General features: G+C 49.1%; 18 protein-coding genes. 8 read left to right on the forward strand and 10 right to left on the reverse strand.

Annotated features, from left to right (window positions below):
• Positions 1–79: 79 nt before the first annotated feature.
• From KDK15_RS07295 to KDK15_RS07305, 3 genes are all read right to left on the reverse strand, one after another.
• Positions 80–658, reverse strand: coding sequence for a lysophospholipid acyltransferase family protein (locus tag KDK15_RS07295; protein WP_257294701.1), 579 nt, complete (start codon positions 656–658; stop codon positions 80–82).
• 107 nt (positions 659–765) lie between these two features.
• The gene (gene dapD, locus KDK15_RS07300) at positions 766–1,803 is read right to left on the reverse strand and encodes a 2,3,4,5-tetrahydropyridine-2,6-dicarboxylate N-succinyltransferase (RefSeq protein ID WP_257294702.1); all 1,038 of its coding nucleotides are present in this window, start codon (positions 1,801–1,803) and stop codon (positions 766–768) included.
• A 30-nt stretch (positions 1,804–1,833) separates the two neighbouring features.
• Positions 1,834–2,232 carry an ArsC family reductase gene (locus KDK15_RS07305; RefSeq protein WP_373691348.1) on the reverse strand — a complete coding sequence of 133 codons (399 nt, stop codon included), beginning with the start codon at positions 2,230–2,232 and terminating at the stop codon, positions 1,834–1,836.
• Positions 2,233–2,336: 104 nt separating this feature from the next.
• On the opposite strand from KDK15_RS07305, the gene KDK15_RS07310 reads away from it, so the two are divergent.
• The gene (locus tag KDK15_RS07310) at positions 2,337–2,600 is read left to right on the forward strand and encodes a type II toxin-antitoxin system RelB/DinJ family antitoxin (protein ID WP_257294703.1); all 264 of its coding nucleotides are present in this window, start codon (positions 2,337–2,339) and stop codon (positions 2,598–2,600) included.
• Positions 2,600–2,869 (forward strand): type II toxin-antitoxin system YafQ family toxin, encoded by a 270-nt coding sequence (locus KDK15_RS07315; RefSeq protein WP_257294704.1) that lies wholly within the window; start codon positions 2,600–2,602, stop codon positions 2,867–2,869. The genes KDK15_RS07310 and KDK15_RS07315 overlap by 1 nt, the downstream gene beginning before the upstream one ends.
• 121 nt (positions 2,870–2,990) lie before the next feature.
• Here KDK15_RS07315 and KDK15_RS07320 read toward each other — a convergent pair whose 3' ends face one another.
• On the reverse strand, positions 2,991–3,431 hold the full coding sequence (locus KDK15_RS07320; RefSeq protein ID WP_257294705.1) for a DUF1499 domain-containing protein: 441 nt from the start codon (positions 3,429–3,431) through the stop codon (positions 2,991–2,993).
• 403 nt (positions 3,432–3,834) lie between these two features.
• On the opposite strand from KDK15_RS07320, the gene KDK15_RS07325 reads away from it, so the two are divergent.
• Positions 3,835–4,800 carry an ion channel gene (locus KDK15_RS07325; RefSeq protein WP_257294716.1) on the forward strand — a complete coding sequence of 322 codons (966 nt, stop codon included), beginning with the start codon at positions 3,835–3,837 and terminating at the stop codon, positions 4,798–4,800.
• Here the strand turns inward: KDK15_RS07325 and KDK15_RS07330 are convergent.
• Positions 4,797–5,297 carry an aminoacyl-tRNA deacylase gene (locus KDK15_RS07330; RefSeq protein WP_257294706.1) on the reverse strand — a complete coding sequence of 167 codons (501 nt, stop codon included), beginning with the start codon at positions 5,295–5,297 and terminating at the stop codon, positions 4,797–4,799. The genes KDK15_RS07325 and KDK15_RS07330 overlap by 4 nt on opposite strands.
• Positions 5,298–5,605: 308 nt before the next feature.
• Here KDK15_RS07330 and nhaD point away from each other — a divergent pair, with 308 nt between their 5' ends.
• Complete coding sequence (nhaD, locus tag KDK15_RS07335) at positions 5,606–7,003, forward strand: sodium:proton antiporter NhaD (protein WP_306800262.1); 1,398 nt, start codon at positions 5,606–5,608, stop codon at positions 7,001–7,003.
• A 25-nt stretch (positions 7,004–7,028) separates the two neighbouring features.
• On the opposite strand, the gene KDK15_RS07340 is transcribed toward nhaD, so the two are convergent.
• Positions 7,029–7,628, reverse strand: a complete 600-nt coding sequence (locus tag KDK15_RS07340) for an acyloxyacyl hydrolase (protein ID WP_257294707.1) — start codon at positions 7,626–7,628, stop codon at positions 7,029–7,031.
• On the opposite strand from KDK15_RS07340, the gene KDK15_RS07345 reads away from it, so the two are divergent.
• Positions 7,627–7,842 carry a hypothetical protein gene (locus KDK15_RS07345; protein WP_257294708.1) on the forward strand — a complete coding sequence of 72 codons (216 nt, stop codon included), beginning with the start codon at positions 7,627–7,629 and terminating at the stop codon, positions 7,840–7,842. The genes KDK15_RS07340 and KDK15_RS07345 overlap by 2 nt on opposite strands.
• 66 nt (positions 7,843–7,908) lie before the next feature.
• On the opposite strand, the gene gatB is transcribed toward KDK15_RS07345, so the two are convergent.
• The 3 genes from gatB to gatC form a co-directional block, all read right to left on the reverse strand.
• Positions 7,909–9,369, reverse strand: coding sequence for an Asp-tRNA(Asn)/Glu-tRNA(Gln) amidotransferase subunit GatB (gene gatB / locus KDK15_RS07350; RefSeq protein WP_257294709.1), 1,461 nt, complete (start codon positions 9,367–9,369; stop codon positions 7,909–7,911).
• A 24-nt stretch (positions 9,370–9,393) separates the two neighbouring features.
• Positions 9,394–10,845: an Asp-tRNA(Asn)/Glu-tRNA(Gln) amidotransferase subunit GatA gene (gatA, locus tag KDK15_RS07355; protein WP_257294710.1), complete on the reverse strand. Its 1,452-nt coding sequence runs from the start codon at positions 10,843–10,845 to the stop codon at positions 9,394–9,396.
• A 128-nt stretch (positions 10,846–10,973) separates the two neighbouring features.
• The gene (gene gatC / locus KDK15_RS07360) at positions 10,974–11,261 is read right to left on the reverse strand and encodes an Asp-tRNA(Asn)/Glu-tRNA(Gln) amidotransferase subunit GatC (RefSeq protein ID WP_257294711.1); all 288 of its coding nucleotides are present in this window, start codon (positions 11,259–11,261) and stop codon (positions 10,974–10,976) included.
• A 427-nt stretch (positions 11,262–11,688) separates the two neighbouring features.
• Here gatC and KDK15_RS07365 point away from each other — a divergent pair, with 427 nt between their 5' ends.
• The 3 genes from KDK15_RS07365 (at position 11,689) to mreD (ending at position 14,441) form a co-directional block, all read left to right on the forward strand.
• Positions 11,689–12,726, forward strand: coding sequence for a rod shape-determining protein (locus KDK15_RS07365; RefSeq protein WP_020585121.1), 1,038 nt, complete (start codon positions 11,689–11,691; stop codon positions 12,724–12,726).
• Between the two features lie 279 nt (positions 12,727–13,005).
• Entirely contained in the window at positions 13,006–13,956 is a 951-nt protein-coding gene (gene mreC / locus KDK15_RS07370; protein WP_257294712.1) for a rod shape-determining protein MreC, read from the forward strand.
• Entirely contained in the window at positions 13,956–14,441 is a 486-nt protein-coding gene (gene mreD, locus KDK15_RS07375; RefSeq protein ID WP_257294713.1) for a rod shape-determining protein MreD, read from the forward strand. Before mreC ends, mreD begins: the two co-directional genes overlap by 1 nt.
• A gap of 226 nt (positions 14,442–14,667) precedes the next feature.
• Here mreD and KDK15_RS07380 read toward each other — a convergent pair.
• The coding region (locus KDK15_RS07380) for a hypothetical protein (protein ID WP_257294714.1) at positions 14,668–15,716 on the reverse strand (1,049 nt) is incomplete at its 5' end.

Genomic DNA, 15,716 nt, shown 5'->3' on the forward strand with positions numbered 1-15,716 from the left:
AGTAACTGCCCACTTAGCCAGAAATATACGATTCCATTTGGCCAACTACTTAGCGATAAATAAATGGCCCGGGAGCCTCCTAGGCAAATTTCTCTGGGTTTTTACCCGTCATATGTTGATAAAATTCCTGAATTTTTTTCAGGTCTGACTCATAGTCTCCTGTAGTAAAGAACATGGGACCAAAGCCGCCAACCTTCTTTTTATAATCCAGGAAGCCCAGTGCAATGGGGACTCCAGCACCGTGAGCGACGTGGTAAAAACCACTTTTCCATTGACGAACCTTGTTGCGTGTGCCCTCAGGGGGAATGGCGACGGCCAGTTCCGTGCAGTTGTGGAAGGTGTCGACCATTTGCTGAACCAGACCATTGGCTTTGCTGCGGTCAACGGGAATTCCCCCAAGCCATTTCATGATGCCGCCAAACGGCCCCTTAAACAGGGTGTTTTTTCCCATCCAGAAGATGTTCATGCGAAAACAGAAGGCAAAGGCAATGGTCAGAACAAAGTCCCAGTTACTGGTATGGGGTGCCGCGATAATAACGTACTTCCGGGCATTTGGGCGCTGGCCTTCCAGCTTCCAGCCGAACAGCTTCAGACCAAGGCGGGATAAGAGGCGAAAACAGCTGTTAACAACAGGCGTATCGAAAATCGTATGACGCATTATTATGATTTAAACCTGATCTATAATAGCCCCGGTATTATGCACCGGGGCTATCAGGATACGCTACCCTTTCTTCAGCGCGCTTCTTTTCAATACACAATCAGGGCTTAATTGTGGGAGTGCAGCTCATCATTCAGCTCAATGGCTGATTTGTTGGTGAGGCATTCCAGGGCTCCGGTCAGGGAGTTTCTGCGGAACAGCAGGTCGGACTTGCCTGAGAGGTCTCCTGCTTTAACGACTTCAACGATATTTTTCTGATCATCAAGAACCTGAACCTTACTGGCAGCCGTCAGGTAAAGGCCGGCTTCGATAATGCAGCGGTCACCCAGCGGAATGCCCAGGCCGGCATTGGCACCGATCAGGCAGTTTTCACCGACGGAGATCACAATGTTATTGCCGCCGGACAGAGTACCCATGGTGCTGCAGCCACCACCAAGATCAGAGCCTTCGCCAACCATAACACCGGCAGAAACACGACCTTCAATCATGCTCTTACCTTCGGTACCGGCGTTGAAGTTGATAAAGCCTTCATGCATTACGGTGGTGCCTTTACCCACATAAGCACCCAGACGTACCCGGGCCGTATGGGCAATACGGACACCCGCCGGCACAACGTAGTCGGTCATTTTCGGGAATTTATCCACGGAGTTGACACTCAAAACCCGGCCTTCTGCACGGGCCGCCAGCTGGCGGGCTGGCAGTTCTTCCAGGTCAATTGCGCCTTCACTGGTCCAGGCGACATTAGGCAGCAGTGGGAAAATGCCCTGAAGGTTGGTGCCGTGTGGCTTGACCAGACGATGTGACAGCAGGTGCAGCTTGAGATAAGCCTCGGGGGTGCTGGTGGGAGCCTCATCGGTTGCCTGAATAGTGATCACACGAGGCTGTTCACTTTCTTCCAGGCTGCGGGTGATGGTGGCCAGTTCAGTTTGTTCGATATCGACAAACAGGTCTTCCAATGCGTGCAGGGTTTTGCTGTCAAGCTCAATATACGTATTGCCACCGTGGTAACCAACCAGTTTGGCTATACTCTCCAGCAGTTCTGGCGCTGGATTGAGAATAGGCTTTGGGTAGAATACTTCCAGCCACTGGTCTTTCCGGTTTTTGCTGCCAACACCAATGGCCAGACTGAAATGCTGTTTACTCATTATCATTCCTTCAATTATTCAGAACGTCTGTTATGCAAGCAAGTTGCTGTATTGTTCTTCGGAAAAGCCCAGCAACTTCTGGCTGCCGGTATCCAGTAAAGGGCGCTTGATCATGGCGGGCTGCTCCAGCATCAGGGTAATGGCTCGCTCTGCATTAATGGCTGATTTTTCTTTGTCGGAAAGCTTCCGCCAGGTGCTTCCCCGGCGGTTTAACAGTGCCTCCCAGCCCAGTTCATCCGCCCATTGTTCAAGCATATCTTTCGGTAGGCCATCTTTTCTGTAGTCATGAAAGTGGTATTCAATACCAGCGCCTTCCAGCCAGCGGCGTGCTTTTTTTATGGTGTCGCAATTAGGTATGCCATAAATAGTAACCACATTATCTCCAATGTATTTCAGGATCAAAGCATAGGGGGGAGAGTCTACACGCACATAGAACGCTTTGCATTGGCCTTAAAAGGGGAAATGTTGCGATGTGTACCAAATGGGCTACACTGGCACTATATGGAAGGATATGGCACGCAGAGGTAGATAAAATGAGCAAAAGTGAGGTAGTTAAGGCCAGAGTCGAGCCTGATGTAAAAAGGCAGGCAGAAGCGATATTCAGGCAGCTGGGGTTGAATACCACACAGGCAATCACTTTATTTTATAAACAGGTAGGTTTGTGTAAGGGGATGCCTTTTGATGTTCGCATACCCAATGATGAGACTATACAGGCACTTGCTGAATCCAATGCTGGCGTAGACTTGAAGGAATTCGACACCCTTGAGGATATGTTAAAAGACTTGGATGACGAATAATGTTAAAGCCAGTACAAACATCGAAGTTCAAGAAAGACTATAAGAAAGTAAAGACGCAAAACAAGGATATGGAAAAGCTGGTTGAGATACTGAGGCTGCTGATTAATCAGCAGCCTTTACCTGATAAGAACCGTGACCATGCTTTAACCGGTAGCCTTAATAAATATCGAGAGTGTCACATAGAACCTGACTGGCTGCTTATGTACAGAGTCGATGGTCAAAAAATAATTTTTGAAAGAACCGGGTCTCACTCTGAATTATTCAGATAGCAACATATCAGCTGCTTTTATAATCACCAGCTCATTTTCAGGCAAGTCCCGCATACTAAGGGCTTAAGTACGGTTAGGCTAACCAAAATGTCTCGCAGTTTGGTATGCCGCGTATAGGGTCTTATTTTGACTTTGCGTCGATGTTGGTTTTATCACCAAGCGCTGTTCTTAACCGTTCTATACGACGTCGGTTAGTGCCGAAATCGTAATAGCCGATACGAGAGGATGAGCGGACATCGACCGTGCCGTTCGGACGAATAATCAGTATCAGGTCGTCCTTGAATTTCAGCCAGGGGGTGGTGAACACCGTAATAATGATCTGGTCATTGCTACTGAGAATCTCTGCATTGGGCCAGTTGTGCAAAGTGGCTAGCAGTTTTTCCTTGATCTGTGAGGTATCAGACTTATCAAAGGAGAAAGGGGCAATATTCTGTTTGCCAGAAGCAAGGCTGCTGACGCAGTTTGGGCTTTGTGGGCAGGTAAGTTCCGGAACGTCAGCCTGTAGCCAATGGCTGGACAGTAATAAAAGTAAAGGCAGGATGCAGTGCGCGGATTTATTCACCGTTCTTGGTTCCTTGCAGATGGTGGTGGAATATATTCATCACTCATTTCATAAATAGTGAACGGCATCAGCGATGGCTTTCGAAGAGGCAGGCTACTGTTCATTGACCATTAACCCATTCTGCACCAGATAACGGTTATAGTCTGGGCCGAAGCTGTATATTGCTCCACGTTTTTTCACCCGTAGATTCCGGTTTATCGTGGGAGGTGAGTACCAACAGGATGTTCATGGAGGGGCCCACGTTGATCAGAGAAGCGTTCAGTGTGTTGAAAATTTAGCTTTCTGTAAAGTGACCGGCGATGTAAATACCATAATCAGCGGGCCGATATAGTCAGCACAGCAGAGAAGATGATGGTTTTCTGCAGAAACTGTCGACAAATACAGGGCCCGGGGTTTGAATCAGGTGCAGAAGACAGAGCGTCAATGCTCTTTTTTCGGAAAATATGGCCGTTGTAAAGATGTGGCGGAGTCAGGGAGCCAGCTTTGCTTCTGGCATGATCCTGATGTGGATAAAACCGGTGATGAGGTAAAAACGAGGCTGGAAAAGAGGGCAGGAACGGGGCTGCCCATGGAAGGCTTTATTCTCCGTAAGGCTAATCTGGATAACGTTAATCTGGTAAACCATGGTGGTAAGCCATATCAACTGGTTAACTGTGATTTGAGCAGGGCCAGCTTCTGTAATGGGCATTTTTATCGTGTGGATTTGTCGGGTTCCCGACTGTTAAAGGCAAATCTTTCCAATGCCAATCTGCACAGGGCAAATCTTGATGGCTGTAATCTGCTGGGTGTGAATCTGAACAACAGTCTGCTGGATCATGTGAACTGGGGGGATAAGCTCTACCAGGAACGAGAAGCAGCAGCCAATCCTGAAAATGCCATGGCTTTATTTGAAGAAGCGGAAGAGTCTGCCAGAAATATTCGCCGTCATTGTGAAAACCTCGGCATGATGAGGGTGGCTGGCCATTTTTATTATCAGGAAAGGGTTTTCCATCGGTTGCAGATGCCAAAATACTCACGGCAACGACTGCTTTCCTATCTGGTTGACAAAATCAGTGGCTATGGAGAATCCCCATTGCGTGTGGTGCTGTTTTCCATGGTTTTGATTGTGTTCTGCTCTTTCCTCTATCTGATCACCGGGGTTCACAGTGGTGATATGGTTGTCCGGTTTAGCCAGAACCAGGATCTGTTCCAGAACTTCCGGTATTGGCTTGATTGTCTTTATTTCAGCGTGGTGACGTTTACCACACTTGGCTATGGAGACTTGACCCCACTGGGGCTGTCCCGGATTGTTGCTGCCTGTGAAGCATTCACTGGCAGTTTTTCTCTGGCGCTTTTCGTTGTCTTGTTTGTGAAAAAGATGATCCGCTAATTGTCCGTTGCATAAGCCTCCGCTTCATCCGGGTCACAGCTGATGGCAGCGTGTGGCTGCCCTTGTAGCAACTTTTTAAACTGTTCTCTCTGAATATGCACCAGTTCCCGGTGATTACCCCCCTGGAAGTAAAGATCCTGAACGGCATTGAGTTCATCATCCCAGCAGGTTTTCATGCCATAGGCTATGCCCATTGCCGGTACTGCTCCCATCTCGCAGTCCGGGAACAGCTCTTCAAGGCTATGTTCGCTGACCAGATGAAGATGACGATTCAGTTTTGTGTTTATCCAGCGCAGCATTAATCTGTTCATGGAGGGAACGATGGCCATTACGTAGCCTTCTTCATCCTGAAGGACGATGGCTTTGGCCATGTTTTTAACGGGAACGCAGGCGACATGAGCGGTGTTGAGTGCACGGTCTGAATAAGGATGACTGACCACTTCATAATCTACCTGGTTATGAGTTAAAAAAGTCTGGAGTTTAGCAGCGATTGACATCAGACACTCTCGCAAAAATCATTCTCGGAAATATTGAACAGCTGTTCTATAAAGTCTATACGCAAACCTGTTGAAATATTGTTCAATATAAAGTGGTTTTTAAGCTAAAAAAGTATTAATAACTTTTTTCATATCACTCTTTGCTTACAAATTTTGTTTTACGTATTGACTTGGCTGTCTATCCAGTCATTCCGAAATAGCTGCTATTTGATGCTTTTTTGCACTCTGCTTTCGGTATAGGTATCCTTCGGCATCTTTAAATTTACCAATTCATCACTGGCTTTAGATTGAGCCTGTGGGACTAAATTATGATGACAATAATAATGAAAAGACGCCTGTCAATGGGTGCGTTAACCTGCCTGCCAACCACTGCTCTGGCTGGCGAAAATGTGCTGGGAGTGACATCCAGTCCGTTAGCCTGGGCCTGCATTGCCATTTTTGTGATTGCCTACTGCCTGGTGATGGCCGAAGAGCAGCTTCATCTGCGTAAGTCTAAACCGGTTATTATGGCGGCGGGAATCATCTGGGCACTGATTGCTTTCATTGCTGCACAGAAGGGGGTTTCTCACGAACAACTAAAACAAGCCGTTATGCATGATCTTGAAGAGTATGCGGCGATGTTCCTCTTTCTGCTGGTGGCCATGACCTATATTAATGCCATGGAAGACCGGCAGGTGTTTGCCACGTTACGCAGCTGGCTGATCAGCAAGGGCTTTAATTACCGAAGTCTTTTCTGGATAACCGGCGCTATGGCATTCTTTATTTCCCCAGTGGCCGACAATCTTACCACGGCGCTGTTAATGGGCGCTGTAATCATGGCCTTAGGTGAAGGCAGACCGACGTTTATTACCCTGGCCATGATCAATGTGGTGGTTGCTGCCAATGCTGGTGGTGCTTTCAGCCCCTTTGGAGATATTACCACTCTGATGGTGTGGCAGGCAGGTAAGCTTGAGTTCTTTACCTTTTTCAGCCTTTTTATACCGTCGGTGGTTAATTATCTGGTACCGGCCATCATCATGAGCTTTTTCATTGATCAAGGGCGTCCGGCCGGTGTGCAAGTGGATAGCTCCATTCGTCGTGGTGGTATTGCCATCTGCTGTCTTTTCCTGGTGACCATTTTCCTTGCGGTCAGTTTTGAAAAAGCTTTAGGTCTGCCGCCATTTATGGGGATGATGACCGGTCTCGCCCTGTTGATGTTCTATACCTATGTCATGAATATTCAGGGTCTGACCAGTAACCGCCGGTTGACGGCACGTCCCCGGGCCAAAGAAGATAAAATCGATATATTCCAGGAAGTGGCCCATGCCGAATGGGATACACTGCTCTTCTTCTTTGGTGTCATTTTCTCGGTGGGTGGCCTGCGCTATCTCGGTTACCTCGACCTTGCCTCGGAAACCATGTATGCCGATCTTGGGGCAACGTGGACTAATATCATCGCCGGTGTGATCTCTGCCATTGTCGATAACATTCCGGTTATGTTTGCCATTCTCGGAATGGACCCTGAAATGAACTCTTTCCAGTGGTTATTGATAACGCTGACTGCGGGTGTGGGTGGCAGCCTGTTATCCATAGGCTCTGCTGCTGGCGTTGCCTTGATGGGGTCATCAAAAGGTGGCTATACCTTTATGACCCATCTGCGATGGAGTTGGGCTATTGCCCTGGGGTATGCTGCCAGTATCTGGGCTCACTTCCTGGTGAACAGCTAATGGCGGTGGAATTTTCAGGGGCTGGTTAAAAAAGAAACGTTATCTGAAGGGTTTGAAAATCAAGCCCTTCGTTTGCTCCATTCAGATGTGCATTTGAGTAATGCATCCAGCCATAGCTGACTGCAAATGGGTAACCCTTTCCGGGATTCAACCCAATCATTGCCCTGGTTTCCAACTGCCAGTGTCCACCCATGTTGATTCCGGAAAGATGTTGCTGTTCAATATCCTCTTCACTCTGATAACTGACACCGACACCAAGATCAAGAAACGGTGAGGTATCACCCAGCAAGGGGCCAGTGCTGGTGAGCCGGAAAACAGGGCTCAGGCTTATTTGCTTCACGCTATCAGCCCCTATCCGACGGCTGTCTTTAGTGGCATTTAAATGACTCTTCCATTGGGCTAAAGCGAGTTCGGCATAGCTTTGCATAACAAGGCCATTGGATGACCAGAGCTGATCAGAAAGCTTCCAGGCCAAACCCAGCCGATATTGATCTATCTCTGCATGGCGGTCAGTCAAAGGTGAAATAAACTGCCCGTAGGCAAGACTGATGCTGTCAGGTTGCCAGGCGGCATGAGTCAGTAGTGGCAAGGCTGAGAGCACTGCAGGCAGAATTACCTTATTCATGGGGAAATCCATTTGTAGCAGTTGGTGGCTAAATGTATTAGCGGAACAGCCTGCTGATTTTTTAATTAATAATTTATCAATTTATTTTATGAATCAACGCAACCCTATTTTAGTCAAGAAACAACTTGGTCACGGAGGCACGGAGAACAGAAAAAATCTTTTCCTCCGTGCCTCCGTGGCAAAAAGAGGAAGTTATTCAGGGACAGTTTCTTAAGCACTTATCCGCGCTCTTCCCCCTTCTACCAGCTCAAGAAAGTAGGGGGGAAGAGTTTGTTAAAGCTTAGCCGTCCAATTTCTGTTTCAGAATCTGATTAACCATGCCGGGGTTGGCCTTGCCTTTGGAGGCCTTCATGCACTGACCCACAAAGAAGCCGATCATTTTGCTGCGCTTGTCTTTCTCGGCCGCACGGTAGTTCTCAACCTGTTGGGCATTGTTGGCCAGAACTTCATTGATCATGGCTTCAATGGCACCGGTATCGGTCACCTGCTTGAGACCTTTTTTCTCGATGACTGCATCGGCAGTACTGCACTCACCCTGCCAGAGTACTTCAAAGACCTCTTTAGCGATTTTGCCGGAGATGGTGTTGTCTTTGATGCGCTTGATCAGGCCACCGAGCATATCGGCAGTGACTGGACTTGCGCTGATGGCAATGCTGTTCTGATTCAGGGATCTGGACAGTTCACCCATAATCCAGTTAGCAGACAGTTTGGCATCATCACTGGCGCGGACAGTGGCTTCAAAGTAGTTCGCCGTCGCCTGGTCAGCGGAAAGTATTTCGGCATCGTAATCGCTCAGGTCAAAATCAGCGATAAATCGTGCTTTTTTGGCATCTGGCATTTCAGGCATTTCAGCCTTCAGTTTTTCAAGACGACTGTCGTTAATGATAATGGGCAGCAGGTCAGGGCAGGGGAAGTAACGGTAATCGTTCGCTTCTTCTTTGCTGCGCATGGAGCGAGCTTCGCCGGTATCACCGTTATAGAGACGGGTCTCCTGGATAACGGTTCCGCCATCCTCAATCAGGTCAATCTGGCGCTCTACCTCTTTGAGGATGGCAGCCTCCATAAACTTAAAGGAGTTCAGGTTTTTGGTTTCTGTGCGGGTACCGAACGCTTTTTGTCCTGTTGGACGAACGGAGACGTTGACATCAAACCGCATGGATCCCTGGGACATATCGCCATCGCAGATGCCCAGCGTGGTAACAATGGAGTGCAGCTTTTTGGCAAAGGCGACGGCTTCCTCCGCATTGCGGATATCAGGCTCTGTGACAATTTCAATCAGCGGTGTGCCGGCCCGGTTAAGATCAATGCCGGACATACCATGCTCTCCATTAAAAGAACCCTCGTGCAGGCTTTTACCCGCATCTTCTTCCAGGTGTGCGTGGTGGATACGAATGCTTTTCGTAGAGCCATCCGCCAATGTGATATCCACATGACCAGCACCGACGATTGGCTTTTCCAGCTGGGTGGTCTGATAGCCTTTTGGCAGATCCGGGTAGAAGTAGTTTTTACGCTCGAAAACATTCACCTTGTTTATTTCGGCATCAATGCCCAGGCCGAACTTAATGGCCATATTGATGGCTTCTTCGTTGACCACGGGAAGGATGCCGGGCAGACCAAGGTCTACCGCACAGGCCTGGGTGTTGGGTGCGGCACCAAAAGCGGTGGCTGCACCAGAGAATATTTTGGTGTTAGTGGCGAGCTGGACGTGAATCTCCAGTCCGATAACGGTTTCCCATTGCATATTACTGTGTCCTATACCTGTGACCTATACCAATGTCGGAGATTTCTGGTGCCAGTCAGTCGCCTGTTGGAAGCGGTGGCCGATATTCAACAGACGGGCTTCATCAAAGTGCTGGCCAATGACCTGCAGGCCGACAGGGCGATGGTTTGCCATGCCTGCTGGAACGGATAATCCGGGCAGGCCTGCCAGGTTAACCGACAGTGTATAGATATCTGAGAGGTACATGGCGACCGGGTCATTGCTCATGGAGCCAATATCGAAGGCGGATGTCGGGGCGTTGGGGCCCATAATGACATCACACTCTTTGAAGGCGTTGAGGAAGTCATCACGGATCAGGCGACGGATCTGCTGGGCCTTACGGTAATAGGCGTCGTAGTAACCTGCAGAGAGGGCATAGGTACCCACAATAATACGACGTTTGACTTCTTCACCAAAACCTTCGCTGCGGCTGCGAATGTAGAGATCCATCAAGTCTTTTGGATCTTCGCAGCGGTATCCGAAACGAACACCGTCAAAGCGGGACAGGTTGGAAGACGCTTCTGCCGGGGCTATCACGTAGTAGGCAGGAATGCACAGCCTGGCATTGGGCAGGCTGACTTCCTTAACGTTTGCACCAAGCTTTTCATATTCTGCAATGGCATTGCGGACCTGCTGTTCCACTTCACTGTCCAATCCGGCCGTGAAGTACTCTTTTGGTAACCCAATGGTCAGGCCTTCCAGGGAGTCATTCAGTATTGCGGTGTAGTCCGGTACTTCACGGTCAAGACAGGTGGAGTCCCGGTGGTCAAAGCCAGCCATGGTGTTCAGCATAATGGCGGCATCTTCAGCAGAACGGGTCATCGGGCCAGCCTGATCAAGGCTTGATGCGTAGGCCACCATGCCCCAGCGGGAGACCCGGCCATAGGTCGGCTTAAGTCCGGTAATGCCACAGTGTGAGGCAGGCTGGCGAATAGATCCGCCGGTATCTGTGCCGGTAGCGCCAGCCGCCAGCAGGGCTGATACGGCTGCTGCAGAACCGCCGGAGGAGCCGCCGGGGATTGCGGTTTTGTCCCAGGGATTTTTGACCGGGCCATAATGGCTGTTTTCATTGGAAGAGCCCATGGCAAACTCATCCATATTGGTTTTACCCAGCATGACGGCGCCAGCATCCCTGAATTTGCCGGTGACGGTGGACTCATAAGGGGCAATAAAGTTGTCCAGCATTTTTGAACCGCAGGAGGTTTTCACGCCTTCCGTGCAGAACAGGTCTTTATGGGCAACGGGAATGCCGGTCATGGCGTCGGCATCGCCTGCTGCACGGCGTTTGTCGGCGGTGGCTGCCTGCTCCAGGGCTAACACTTCAGTCACCGTAATAAAGCTGTTGATGTCACCATCAAACTGCCTGATTCGGTCAAGGTAGGTTTGTGTCAACTCGACACTGGATATTTCGCCACTGGCTAATGCCCGGCTCTGTTCTGCAATGGTTTTCTCGTACATGGGATTCGGTCGGTTGGAAGTCGTATTGTGTTGTATGGAAGAGGCTCAGCTTCTCCAGACTCAGCACAGTTACTATGAAAATAATGCCTTTTCGGCGTTTCTACCATGATCACTGCTGCAATGTTTTGTTACTCAATAACACGGGGAACCAGGAAGAGACCTTCTTCAACGGCAGGTGCGCAGCTCTGTAATTGCGCCCGCTGGTTTTCTTCGGTGACTTGGTCAGGGCGTAGGCGCTGGATGGCATCCAGAGGGTGTGCCAGGGGTTCCACGCCCTGTGTATCAACGGCCTGCATGCTATCGACCAGTTCCAGTATGCTGCTGATGGTGGCAGCGGTTACTTCCACGGCAGCGTCGTCAATGGACAAACGTGCAAGTTTTGCAACCTTTTTGACTCCAGAGGCGTCGATGGCCATTGCTAAGGGTTCTCCATAAATGAATAACAATGAGTGAGATGTTCACCCACTGGTCTATGAAAATGGTGGAAATATTCCTGGGAGGCATTTTCACAATAAAATAAATAAGCCGTTAATGTATGGGCTGCCCACATATTTCTCAAGGATTTATCGGGTGATCTATAGGATGTTAACCTGGAACGCCTGTTAGGAATGGTAAGTAGGGGGGATTGTTGTAAAAATAGAGCATTGCAGTTTAACAAAACACACGGACAGTCACCCGGTTTTTCGGTAAATCCCACTATAAGAAGCCACTGTTTGAATGCTTTTCCTGAGATAAATGATTCAGGCACAGTTCCCACAGTACACAATTGCTGCTTGCCCTCCGGAGGCAGCATTGTTAGAGTTTCCGGAATTACCCAAGCCTTGAATCAAGGTACACCATAACATGCTGAAAAGGTTACGTGGCCTGTTTTCCAGCGATCTTTCGATTGATCTTGGAACAGCCAATACACTGGTCTATGTCCGCGAGAAGGGCATAGTGTTAAATGAACCCTCTGTGGTTGCTATCCGCAATCTCGGCACTCAGAAGAGCGTAGTGGCTGTTGGTGCCGATGCCAAGCGGATGCTGGGCCGAACCCCCGGCAACATTACCGCTATTCGTCCAATGAAGGATGGCGTGATTGCAGACTTTGATGTCTGCGAGCGTATGCTCCAGCACTTTATTAACAAAGTGCATGAGAACAGTTTTATTCAGCCCAGTCCTCGTGTGCTGGTCTGTGTCCCCTGCAAATCAACCAAAGTTGAAAAGCGGGCGATCCGTGAATCGGTACTGGGTGCTGGTGCCCGGGAAGTTTATTTGATCGAAGAGCCCATGGCGGCCGCTATTGGTGCCGGGCTTCCGGTTGAAGAAGCCAGTGGTTCCATGGTTGTGGATATCGGTGGTGGCACCACGGAGATTGCCATTATCTCCCTCAGTGGTGTTGTCTACTCCGAATCTGTGCGCATCGGTGGCGACCGTTTTGATGATGCGATTGTGACTTATGTCCGCCGCAACTACGGCAGCCTGATTGGTGATGCTACTGCTGAGCGTATCAAGCAGGAAATTGCCATCGCCTACCCAAGTGATGAACTGCTGGAAATTGATGTGCGCGGGCGCAATCTGGCGGAAGGTATTCCCAGAAGCTTTACCCTGAACAGTGGCGAGATTCTGGAAGCGCTCCAGGAGTCGCTGACGGCGATTGTTCAGGCGGTCAAAAGTGCCCTGGAACAATCTCCGCCAGAACTGGCTTCTGATATTGCCGAGCGTGGCCTGGTCCTGACCGGTGGCGGTGCATTGCTGCGGGATCTGGATAAATTGATCAGTGAAGAAACCGGTCTGCCGGTTCTGGTCGCTGAAGATCCACTCACCTGTGTGGCCCGTGGTGGCGGCAGGGCAATCGAGATGATGGATAAGCACCGTATGGATCTGTTATCCACGGATTAACGGCCAAATCAAGCACCATTTTTGGAATAAGTAGTTAGCCAGAAAATATGATTTCATTTGGTTAACTACTTATGATCAGCAATATTTCTTCCCGAGGTATTGCTGATTTGCTATTTTGGTCTGCCATCAGGCAGAGTTAGCAGCTCTCTTCAGGTGATCAGTGTTTTTTCCGTAATCGCGGCTTTTCCGGGAAAAGTTGTTGAACTCATCACCTTTAATAGCTGATCACTGGAAATTGTCAGCCAGACATGGGTGTCGATAGGACGGTGCTTCAGGTTTTTGATATGGCATTTTCAAGTTCTGAGGCCTGGTAAGGAGCAGGTTATTAAACCGATTTTCAGTCAACGCCAGTCATTGGTCACGCGCTTTGTTTTGCTGATCATCCTGTCATTGGCGATTTTGTATTTTGATCATAGCTATCGCGCCCTGTCACAGGTTCGCCAGTGGCTGACTGTCGCTGCTACGCCTGTTCTGTTTCTTGCTGATCTGCCCGGGCGTATCTGGGGAACCGCTTCACAGGTGGTGATGTCGCATAACGACTTGCTTCAGGAAAACGCCCGCCTCAAAGCACGAAACCTTATTCTTGAACAGAAAGTTCAGAAGCTTGCCTCATTAACAGCCCAGAATATCCGCCTGCGGGAGTTGCTGAACTCTTCTGAACTGGTGGATGAGCAAGTGTTGGTTGCAGAGGTGGTTGGCGTTGACCCTGATCCTTTCCGGCACCGGGTGATCATTAATAAGGGAGCCATTGATAAGGTCTACGAAGGGCAGGCCATTCTTGATGCCCATGGCGTGATGGGCCAGGTCATTGAAGTCAGTCCGGTCAGCAGTCGGGTGCTGATGTTGACCGATATGGCAGCACGAATTCCGGTGCAAAATCATCGAACCAAATATCGTGCTATTGCTACGGGGACCGGTCGTACGGATCGTCTTGAACTGCAGCATACTCCTGTTACTGAAGATTTTCAGGAGGGCGATCTGCTGACCAGTTCGGGGCTGGGGGGAACCTATCCTGAAGGATACCCGGTGGGGGTGGTTACCCGGGTTATCCATAATTCCGGCGATGCCTTTGCCTCTATTGAAGTTCAGCCTCTTGCTGAAGTGAATAGAAGCCGGGTTGTGCTTCTGGTTTTTCGGGAAGTCTCCGGCCTGATTGAGCCGCCAAATGCTTCAGAGACGGATGCTTCAGAGACAGGCGCGGAGAAGAAAACAGATGAGGTGCGGCGATAATGGTTCAGCAGGCTAATGCCCACTGGGTAGTGTGGATGACCCTGCTGGTGGGGGCAATGTTCAGTATTATGCCATTGCCTGAATGGTTATCACTGGTTCGCCCGGCATGGGTTCCGCTGGTGGTTATTTACTGGGTTCTGGCATTGCCGGAGCGGTTTGGTTTGTTGTTTGCCTTTATCACTGGTTTGCTGCTGGATGTGTTTCAGGGAAGTCTGTTTGGCCTGAGCTCCCTGGGTATGATCATGGTCGCTTTTATGGTGCTCAGCCTGCATCGACGGCTCAGGTTATTTCCTGTGTGGCAACAGGCCTTCATGGTGTTACTGATGATTGGTTTTTATCAGCTGCTGTTACTATGGGTTCGCAGTGCTGCGGGGGACACGATTCCTTCGGTCTGGTATTTGCTGCCTTCAATATCCAGTGCGCTTATCTGGCCCTGGGTTATGTCCGGGCTGCGGTTTCTGAGGCGCTATTTTCGGGTGGTTTAATCCATGATGCAGACATGGGGGATAATTTGCGGAGAGGCTCCGTATGCGTTCCCACGGTAGACCGAGTTTGTCGCGAAAGCCGTATAAGCATTGGAACCACAAAGGTCACGAAGAACGCAAAGTAATTTTTCAAAGACTTGGTGCAAAAGGCAAATTCAGGCAGGAATTACTAAAACGGGATTCTCCCGGGAGCGCAAATATCAATGCTGCCTTTGCACAGGAAGATTCATTGGCGACGGTATCTTTCGACAAGTTGATCAACAAGGTCTTCCCACGCTTTTGGCAAGCAGAATTCATTGGTATCAAATTGAACAAAAACCACTGCCTTGATATATGCCTTCAATATTGTTTTCTCATCTTCAACTGTAAGCTGCTTTTTAACGGGAAGCCGATCATATTGAAAGAGCTTGCTTGAGAAATCAAATGGAAATGCGCGAACCTCATAATCAGCAGGACCTCCTGAGTGGAATTGAGAGCCTTTTCCGACAAGAATGGCGTTGATGGCATCACCCGGCTTGGAAACTCCATTATCAATGAGGGTTCTAATATCATTAACCAGTGGATTTAAAGCCTCATCCCAGTCCTCAAGTCTAAACGGTTCCTGGCCTTCTGATAACACTTTCTTACGGTTCAATTGATTGAAAACCTCAAGACTGGTTTTGCTGGCCAATGCGAAAGCATTTTGTTTTGCGTATTCGCTAAATGATGGTGCAATGTAGGTTGCTATTGAGTATTTGGTGCCCTGGAATTCCCAACATATGACAGCAGGTTTGATTTTAATGGAAGGAATACCTGATTTTTCCAGGTATGTATGCATCATTAACTCATCATAGAATTGGTGTGAAGCCACATTCATTGCCAGTGCCTGGCCATCGCCAGTATCGTAGAATACCTTTGATGCACCAGCTCCTAGCGGTTTCTTGAGTTTTACTGTTTTAACAGCACCTTGAGTAATCAACTCAATGGGAATATCACCATCTCTTGCCTTTTCCAATTGTCTGTATGCTGCTTTTGGAATCGCCTCTGGATGATGTGAGAGGTTATCTGCCAGAAAACGATCGTAGCTTTCCATCGTAGCTCTGACATCGTCATCATGAATGTCTCTTTGCCATTTTACTTTGGTTTCGGGAGTAACTGGAAGGTTTGGAGTCAGCGTTTTTGAACCACTCTTTGGCATCTGGTATTGAGCCGGAGTTTGTGGCCTGCTTTTTGGTGTCTGGTATTGAGCCGGAGTTTGTGGCGTGCTCTTTGGTATCTGGTTGTGAGCCGGAGTTT

The organism is Endozoicomonas sp. YOMI1, from assembly GCF_024606345.1.
Lineage (GTDB): Bacteria > Pseudomonadota > Gammaproteobacteria > Pseudomonadales > Endozoicomonadaceae > Endozoicomonas.

What these genes read in the sequence shown, in the direction of transcription:
- KDK15_RS07330 (WP_257294706.1), bottom strand. Translation starts at nt 5,297, where the DNA reads ATGTCAATCGCTGCTAAACTCCAGACTTTTTTAACTCATAACCAGGTA.
- KDK15_RS07315 (WP_257294704.1), top strand. Translation starts at nt 2,600, where the DNA reads ATGTTAAAGCCAGTACAAACATCGAAGTTCAAGAAAGACTATAAGAAA.
- KDK15_RS07340 (WP_257294707.1), bottom strand. Translation starts at nt 7,628, where the DNA reads ATGAATAAGGTAATTCTGCCTGCAGTGCTCTCAGCCTTGCCACTACTG.
- mreD (WP_257294713.1), top strand. Translation starts at nt 13,956, where the DNA reads ATGGTTCAGCAGGCTAATGCCCACTGGGTAGTGTGGATGACCCTGCTG.
- gatC (WP_257294711.1), bottom strand. Translation starts at nt 11,261, where the DNA reads ATGGCCATCGACGCCTCTGGAGTCAAAAAGGTTGCAAAACTTGCACGT.
- KDK15_RS07345 (WP_257294708.1), top strand. Translation starts at nt 7,627, where the DNA reads ATGGGGAAATCCATTTGTAGCAGTTGGTGGCTAAATGTATTAGCGGAA.
- nhaD (WP_306800262.1), top strand. Translation starts at nt 5,606, where the DNA reads ATGATGACAATAATAATGAAAAGACGCCTGTCAATGGGTGCGTTAACC.
- KDK15_RS07365 (WP_020585121.1), top strand. Translation starts at nt 11,689, where the DNA reads ATGCTGAAAAGGTTACGTGGCCTGTTTTCCAGCGATCTTTCGATTGAT.
- KDK15_RS07295 (WP_257294701.1), bottom strand. Translation starts at nt 658, where the DNA reads ATGCGTCATACGATTTTCGATACGCCTGTTGTTAACAGCTGTTTTCGC.
- dapD (WP_257294702.1), bottom strand. Translation starts at nt 1,803, where the DNA reads ATGAGTAAACAGCATTTCAGTCTGGCCATTGGTGTTGGCAGCAAAAAC.
- gatA (WP_257294710.1), bottom strand. Translation starts at nt 10,845, where the DNA reads ATGTACGAGAAAACCATTGCAGAACAGAGCCGGGCATTAGCCAGTGGC.
- KDK15_RS07310 (WP_257294703.1), top strand. Translation starts at nt 2,337, where the DNA reads ATGAGCAAAAGTGAGGTAGTTAAGGCCAGAGTCGAGCCTGATGTAAAA.
- gatB (WP_257294709.1), bottom strand. Translation starts at nt 9,369, where the DNA reads ATGCAATGGGAAACCGTTATCGGACTGGAGATTCACGTCCAGCTCGCC.